Annotated in this window: 5 protein-coding genes and 1 pseudogene; 5 read left to right on the forward strand and 1 reads right to left on the reverse strand. The window is 50.1% G+C overall.

Going from position 1 to position 6142, the window contains the following annotated elements:
- The 3 genes from DXZ20_RS16130 to DXZ20_RS16140 form a co-directional block, all read left to right on the forward strand.
- Nucleotides 1-147, forward strand: a 147-nt coding sequence (locus tag DXZ20_RS16130; RefSeq protein ID WP_163703510.1) for a sigma factor-like helix-turn-helix DNA-binding protein, incomplete at its 5' end; no start/stop codon positions are given.
- 72 nt (nt 148-219) lie between these two features.
- The gene (locus DXZ20_RS16135) at nt 220-1113 is read left to right on the forward strand and encodes an anti-sigma factor domain-containing protein (RefSeq protein WP_163699267.1); all 894 of its coding nucleotides are present in this window, start codon (nt 220-222) and stop codon (nt 1111-1113) included.
- Nucleotides 1114-1251: 138 nt separating this feature from the next.
- Nucleotides 1252-1425: a hypothetical protein gene (locus DXZ20_RS16140; protein ID WP_163663833.1), complete on the forward strand. Its 174-nt coding sequence runs from the start codon at nt 1252-1254 to the stop codon at nt 1423-1425.
- A gap of 12 nt (nt 1426-1437) precedes the next feature.
- On the opposite strand, the gene priA is transcribed toward DXZ20_RS16140, so the two are convergent.
- Entirely contained in the window at nt 1438-3963 is a 2526-nt protein-coding gene (gene priA, locus DXZ20_RS16145) for a primosomal protein N' (RefSeq protein WP_250565790.1), read from the reverse strand.
- A gap of 357 nt (nt 3964-4320) precedes the next feature.
- Between priA and DXZ20_RS16150 the strand changes: the two genes are divergently transcribed.
- Both DXZ20_RS16150 and DXZ20_RS37505 read left to right on the forward strand, forming a co-directional pair.
- On the forward strand, nt 4321-5496 hold the full coding sequence (locus DXZ20_RS16150) for an RNA polymerase sigma factor, RpoD/SigA family (protein WP_163663829.1): 1176 nt from the start codon (nt 4321-4323) through the stop codon (nt 5494-5496).
- A 217-nt stretch (nt 5497-5713) separates the two neighbouring features.
- Nucleotides 5714-6142: pseudogene (locus DXZ20_RS37505) on the forward strand (glucosyl-3-phosphoglycerate synthase); the annotation flags it as partial.

Genomic DNA, 6142 nt, shown 5'->3' on the forward strand with positions numbered 1-6142 from the left:
GAACGCCAGGTCATCGAAATTGCTTACTACGAGGGACTTAGTCAGTCAGAAATTGCCCAGCGCCTGGATATCCCCCTAGGCACCGTTAAGTCCCGTTCTCGACAAGCTCTGCGTAAGCTCCGCCAGACACTACAAGACCACCTTTAGCCCCCGTCTAACGTACTATCCCAACTTTTGCCAGACCACACTTTTGCCAGACCACACTTTTGCCAGACCACTATGTCGTTCGATTCGCCACCCACTACAGACCCGCATCCCGATTGGCATGACTTACTCGCAGGCTATGCCCTCGGCGATTTATCACCGGAAGAGCAGGCCACACTTCAACAACTTTTGGCTCAGCGACCTGAACTGCAAGCCGAGGTATTGGCATACCAAGAAACCTTGGCCCTGGTGCCCTATGCCCTAGATCCCCAATCTCTACCTGGCGGTTTGGAAGAGACTATCGTCGCCTCAGCCCAACAACTCAAGCAGTCGCCTATGGAGCCTAGAAAACCAGCGACCAGAAAACCAGCCCCCGGATCAAGGCAACCCAGAGCATGGCAGCGCCGCTGGTACGCGGTCGCCATGGCAGCGGCCCTAATGATTGCCATCATAGGGACAGACAACTATCGGTTGCGGCAGCAGCAGACGAGCCTGCAAGCCCAGTTAGACAACGCTCGCATGGAACAGCAAGCCGCAAAAGCTGAGCAGCGAACTCTACAAGCCAAACTGGATGAATCCCAGGCCCAGCTAAACGAGGCCAACGTTGAACCAGTGATCGATATTCTCCGCCAGCCCAATGCCCTGGTGTATTCTCTGCAAGGCACCGGTAATGCTGTCAAGTCATCGGGCAGTTTATTGACCCTACCTGATCATTCAGAAGTTCAGTTGGTATCCCACAATTTACCGGTATTACCAGCAGGACAGATCTATCGTCTCTGGTCAGTGGCAACAGAAACGTCAGACCCCATGTTTTGCGGTGAGTTCAATAATACTGAAGTGGGGAATGTGCAGTGGACAGTCCCGGACACCCTCTGCAACGCCACCCCTTTTAGAGTGATCATTACCGTTGATGCCATCGTCGATCCCCATGTTCCGAAAGGTCCACCTGTATTAACTGGTGAGATTTGACCCTAGAAACATCACTGACGAGTCGTGTAGTCTAGGCTACAAAAATTTAAGATTGGTTTAGGGCCACCTCAGTAAAATCTCAGACTTAATGCTCATCCTGGTAACTGAAACAGTCTAATTTGATACCAGGAGGTCCCTATGAAAAGCTGGCACGCTTCAAATAGGCTTTCGAGCGGGATCTTAGCAGCCGGATTAGCACTGGCAATGCCGATGCATGCGATGGCTGCTGTTGCTCCACCACAGCTCGAAACCGATAGTCCCCAGTCCCATACGACCATTACAGAATGGCATTGGCGCGATATGGTGTTCTAGGCACATGGGCCATTAACTGAGGTTGAGCGGATCGACATCGATGGTGAGCCTGACGGATTTGGGTAAGTGCGATCGCAATGATGTCAAATCCGGCACTGGCCTTTCCAATGGCAGTTTTAGTAACACATGCCAGCGGAAGCGTCGCGCCACCCGCAAGATAGGTGCTGGCGTCGGACCCAATACACTAGGTCCCGCCAGGTCAAGATCGTCCAATGACGCCGATGGGGCCTTAGTGGGGGCAATCAACTTCTGTAGCTTCTGAGCACATTGTTGCGCAGCCGCTTCAGCCTCAGTCTCCACTGGGCTGGTGAACCTTAACAGCACTAAGCGACCATAGGGTGGATAGCCTAACAGCTGCCGGTGCTCAATTTCCTGACTGATGAAGTCATGATAGTTATGGTCCTTAGCAGCCCCAATTACCGGATGATCTGGGGTATAGGTTTGCAAAATGACTTGTCCTGGTCGTTCACCTCGTCCGGCTCGCCCAGCCACCTGGGTCAAGGTTTGGAAGGCGCGTTCCCCCGACCAGTAGTCCGGCATGTGCAATAGTCCATCGGCAGCAACGATACCCACCACTGTAATTTGAGGCAGGTCAATGCCTTTGGTCAGCATTTGCGTACCTACCAAGACATCCGCCTCACCGGCGGCAAACCGCTGTAACAAAGCCCGATGAGCCCCCTTTGCCCGCGTCGTATCGCTATCAAACCGTAGACAGCGCAACCCTGGAAACTGATTTTGCAACTCATGCACAATCCTCTGGGTACCACTGCCAAAATATTTGAGGTAAGGCGATTCACAACTGGGGCACAGGTCAGGATGTCGTTGCCCATAGCCGCAATAATGACAGCGCAGGTAAGCGGCACCACCATCCTGCGGTTGATGATATGCCAGGGAGACATCGCAGTCTGGGCACTGCATGACATGGCCACAGCTGCGACAGGAAACAAAGCGACTATGGCCACGACGATGAATAAAAAGTAAACCTTGCTCACCCTTAGCTTGCATCTGTTCTAAGGCCGTTGTGAGCGAACGACTAAAGACAGAACGATTGCCAGCCTGAAGTTCAAGGCGCATATCGACCACATTAACGGGGGGTAACGGCCGTTGATGCACACGATTGGGCATGGTCAAATAATGCTGTGTGGGCGTTCCATGGAATGCTCCCACAGCATTATTTGGATCTGTCACCGCAACCCAGGTGTCCAGCGCAGGCGTTGCCGAACCCAACACTAACGGACAATCCGCCATCTCTGCCCGCCACCTGGCCACGGTGCGGGTGTGATAGCAGGGGGCTGGCTGGTCTTGCTTAAAACTACTGTCGTGTTCTTCATCCAGCACAATGAGTCCAAGGCGGGGGAGTGGCAGGAAAATGGCCGAACGGGTACCAATTACCACCTGGGGTTCGCCATCGAGCATCTGTCGCCAGGTGTCATAGCGCTCACCTTCGGACAAACCACTGTGGTAAACACACACTTGCTCACCAAACCGCGCCCGAAATCGGTCTGTTAGCTGGGGGGTAAGTCCAATTTCAGGCACCAACACTAATACTGAATCCCCCGCCTTTAAACGCGGCGCAATGGCCTGTAGATATACCTCCGTTTTGCCAGACCCCGTTACACCATGCAGTAAGACCTGGGCATAACCAGACAGTTGATTGAGGGTAGATAGCCCATGAAACTGCTCATCTGTGAGTTTTTTCGGACGGTCTGCGGGAGCTTGCGAGTGATGACTCACCCGCAAACGCTCTCTTGGCTCAATCAGCAGATAGCCTTTAGTTGCGAGTCGCTGCAGAGTGGCACTAGTCGTTTTTAGTCGCTGTAGGGCATCACTGAGCCATAGGTCACCCCCATGACGTTTCAGAGTGATTAAAATTTCCTGCTGTCGGTTAGTTAGGTCGTCTGTGGGAACATTAGGAGCCAGTAAACTCACGGCCTGGCGCTGTTGGGGGCGGGGGGGTTTGGGAAGCGCTAGATAACTCTCTACCCACCCCTGATGCAGTAGCTGATCTAACCCCGCCTTGGCCCGTTCATGTTGACGTCGCAAATAGCGCCATGTGTAATCGCCTTGAGGCGAGCGACGCAGGCTTTCTAGCAGAGCCTGCGCAGGCGGACTCAGGGCGTCTAACCCAGATAAAAAGGCCGTATCTTGGGGTAAAGATTTGAGGCGAATTCTGCGTTGAGAACGCCCTAACAAACCAGGTGGCAAAGCTGTTCGAATCACCTGAATCAGGGGAGTCTGATAATAATCAGCAACTTGTTCTAATAATTTCCAATAATCTTTAGAAAAAAAGCCCTGACTGATAATTGTGTCGATATTACGGAGCTGATAATCCAGGTTTGGCATTGTTGCCATTGAGGACAAACGAATTGCGATCGCACCTAGCTGACGTCCCCCAAAGGTCACACTGACAATATCGCCAGGTTCAACGCATAAATTCCCAGAAATTCCATATGTATAAAGTTCCTGTATCCCAGGGCAATCTACCAGCACTTCAACAAGCTCAACAGCATATGGAGAGGGGGGTTCAGGTTGAGGCATGCAATCTAAATTAATAATAAACATAGACGTCTATAGACGTCTAACAAACAAAAAATAAAGGACTTAAGTTATTAAATAAAAAACAAAAATAAGCGGTTTTTAAGCATGATTTCCGGATTAAATGTCATGAAAACTTTACATGGCGCAACGAATGGAATCAAACGTTACAAAAGCTACAAAAACCTTGATAAATAAGAGTTTTCATCGTTCAGAAAATATCACAATGGACAGTGCTCCAGAATCAGATTGGTATAGTGTAATTGGGGCTGCATACAGTCTCATCTGAATTGATAGTTAACGACGTCCTTCGGCTACATTTTCAGAACCCTTCAGGCACAGATTTTTTCTTGCGGAACTATGGCTCCTTCTGTTAATTCCCCAGAAACAGCAGTAATTGAACCTTGGACTGAGGTAGACCAAGCGCCCAAACCCGAGAGCGAGAATCGTCAAGATAGTCAGTTTAACGAAGAATCAAATCTCCCTGGTTGGAATCGATCGGAGAGTGCTGATCAAGAAGAGGAACTCAATGCTGATCCAGCCGCTGAGCTGACCGCAGAAGTAGCCTCTGCCTATAAGAAGACCCTGGCTGATGATGCTGTCGGAGCGTTCTTTAAAGAAATGGCGCGCTACCCTCTGCTGAAGGCTGATGAGGAGATTGAGCTAGCTCGTCAAGTCAAGTTTCTAGCTGATGTAGAAGCTTTATCCAAGAAAATGGGTGAGGAGCTGAAACGTACTCCCACTCGCCTGGAAATGGCCAGTGCCTTGCACTGTAGCGAAGCTGATTTTCAACATCGCCTACAGTATGCCCGCAGTGCTAAGCGCAAGATGATTCGCTCTAATCTGCGTCTTGTTGTTTCCATTGCCAAGCGTTATCTCAATCGAGGTGTGCCATTTCTGGATTTGATTCAGGAGGGTGCTCTGGGGCTAAATCGCGCAGCTGAAAAGTTTGATCCAGACAAAGGCTATAAGTTTTCTACCTATGCCTACTGGTGGATCCGCCAGGGTATTACCCGAACGATTGCCAATGATGCAAGAACCATTCGATTACCGATTCATATTGTAGAAAAGCTCAATAAACTTAAGAAAACTCAGCGAGAGCTTCGAAAACAGCTGAACCGCACCCCTACTGAGGCTGAACTAGCGGCAGAATTAGATTTAACTCCTGAACAGTTGCGCAGTCTACAGCAGGTGCGGCGCAAATCTTTATCTCTGAATCATCGCGTAGGAAAAGGCGAAGATACGGAGCTAATGGAACTGCTGGAAGATGGCAGTACTCTGTCGCCTGAGTCTCGGATGAATGAGTCCATGATGCGTCAGGAAATATCTGATGTTTTGACAGAGGTACTCACAGAGCGTGAAAAGGACATTATTTCTTTGCGCTATGGTTTGACCACAGGTGAACCCCATACCCTTGAAGAAGTGGGTGGTATTTTTAATCTCTCTCGGGAGCGGGTACGTCAAATCCAGACCAAAGCAATGCGCAAGCTCCGTCGTCCTCAGGTTGCCTCTCGCCTGAAAAACTGGCTGCGATAGCATGTGGCATCTCTAGGACAGCTGATGTAGTTACTTTAATAATCGTCTAAACCCCCTGATACAGGTTGGTATCAGGGGTTAAGTGAGTGGTTCCTTAACAGTGCAAGGGGATCAGGATTGGTATGTACTGTTACAAATTACGCTGTAGCGTTGGGGACACATTTTTTTTAATATTTTTCTTATGATATGTCTGAACACTACGGGTGTAAGGGATTATATGGACTATAAGCAGGAACGAATCACGACGATTCATGACTTTGGTTGCGATATATCGCGATTGGAGGAGCGTTCACTGGAGCTGACTCGCGATACGCCAACCGCTGTTTTAATTCCATCCCTTTATGACGAGCTAGAAAGACCCGCTCTCAGCCGTATTCGCGATCACCTTAAGGATTGCGCATTCGTGAATACCGTCGTCGTCAGTCTCTATGCAGATACGCCAGAGCAGTATGCTAAAGCGGTTGAGTTTTTTGACCCTCTACCTCAGAAGACTCATATCATTTGGGAGAATGGCCCCCGCGTCATAGCGTTGCTCAAGCAACTCCAGGATAAGGGGCTTGATATTTTGATGCACCGTGGCAAGGGTCGAGCCGTCTGGTTAGGTCTGGGATTGGCGACGCTGCATGCTGGCGCGATCGCACTCCAC

The organism is Adonisia turfae CCMR0081 (assembly GCF_011009555.1).
GTDB classification, from domain to species: domain Bacteria; phylum Cyanobacteriota; class Cyanobacteriia; order Phormidesmidales; family Phormidesmidaceae; genus Leptothoe; species Leptothoe turfae.